Consider the following 1,262-nt stretch of genomic DNA (forward strand, 5'->3'; position numbering starts at 1 on the left):
CGTTTATAGCGCTGCCAAAAAAAGAGGTTGGGCTGACTGCGGAAAGGTGAGCCGGGTGGGTAGCCCTTGCCGTTTCTGTATAACAGCGTTGCTGAGCAACATTGAGAGAGTACTGGGGGCTAACGCCCCAATAACGGGCGCAAACGCGTAGGGCAAAATAGCGAAGCGGCCCTGCGTGTTTGTGTCCCAGCGAGCGTAGCGAGTGAGTTTATTGGATTGTTAGGTGGCATTGCTTAAAAAGACCTGTTTTAACGCAAGTGAGAGTTCCCACTGATTGCAAAAATAACTTTCGATTTGGCCACTTGAATTGAGGCTGCTCCATTCGAAACCTTCTTCAACGTCTTCGTAAAACAAGATATTTTGACCTTGTTTGGCAACAACGAAAACGGATTCGATTTTACTACCTCTATGGATAGGAACGGCATAAGGGGTAACCCGAATTTGCTTGAACAAATTAGCTGACTCCTCATCCAGTTTCGCTTCTTCCGAAGCCAATAAAGTGACTAATTCTTTTCGCGTAATTGGATTCCAATCCACTGTGACACCTAACGCCCCACTTAGGGGCACAAATACGCAGGCTATAATACGGAGCGAAGCGAAGGGAGCCTGCGTGTTTGTGTCCCAACGAGCGCCAGCGAGTGACTACAGTGGTTTGTTATACCTACTGTTTACTTACAGAGAGCACACTGTAAGCCCAAACATTTATTTTAAGTTCTTTGCAAAGAGCACCATCCATGCAAATGCCACTAAACCAAATATCTCCAAACCCTATATTCAGTCCGTTGTAATTATAAGATAAGTTTTTAAATTGCTGCTCTTTAACCCTTGTCAGCATTTCCGGTGTAACAATGCTGTCGTAGTTTTCAATGAATTGCTCTATGGTGTCGTAATAAACGCTACCGCTAGGATAATTAACTCGTATTGGATACAAGTTTAGCGACGCTACCTGTTGCTTATCACCCGATAACAAGCTTGATTTTAAATTTAAGAAGAAAGCTTCGTAGTCTAGATCACTTTTAAAATACTCGTTGAGTTTCTTATTCGAAATATCCTTAACATTGTCGGAAAATGCCGGACCACTGAACAATAAAAGAAAAATAACTAGGTAAGCTCTCAATTAAACACCCTGTAGGTATAACGCTCCGCATAACGGGCAAAAAGACGTAGGCTACAATAACGAGCGAAGCGAGGGAGCCTACGTGTTTTTGTCCCAAGCGAGCGTAGCGAGTGGTTAATGCGTTTGTTAGCCCTGCCGATGAACT

2 protein-coding genes are annotated in these 1,262 nt (G+C 43.8%); both read right to left on the reverse strand.

Translation table 11 applies throughout. The features are described 5' to 3' along the window. Positions 1-219: 219 nt before the first annotated feature. Positions 220-537, reverse strand: coding sequence for a hypothetical protein (locus DXV75_RS16975; RefSeq protein WP_115594608.1), 318 nt, complete (start codon positions 535-537; stop codon positions 220-222). Between the two features lie 124 nt (positions 538-661). Then, on the reverse strand, positions 662-1,117 hold the full coding sequence (locus tag DXV75_RS16980) for a hypothetical protein (RefSeq protein WP_115594609.1): 456 nt from the start codon (positions 1,115-1,117) through the stop codon (positions 662-664). Positions 1,118-1,262: the final 145 nt, after the last annotated feature.

It is taken from the genome of Alteromonas aestuariivivens, assembly GCF_003367475.1.
In the GTDB taxonomy this organism is placed as follows: domain Bacteria; phylum Pseudomonadota; class Gammaproteobacteria; order Enterobacterales; family Alteromonadaceae; genus Alteromonas; species Alteromonas aestuariivivens.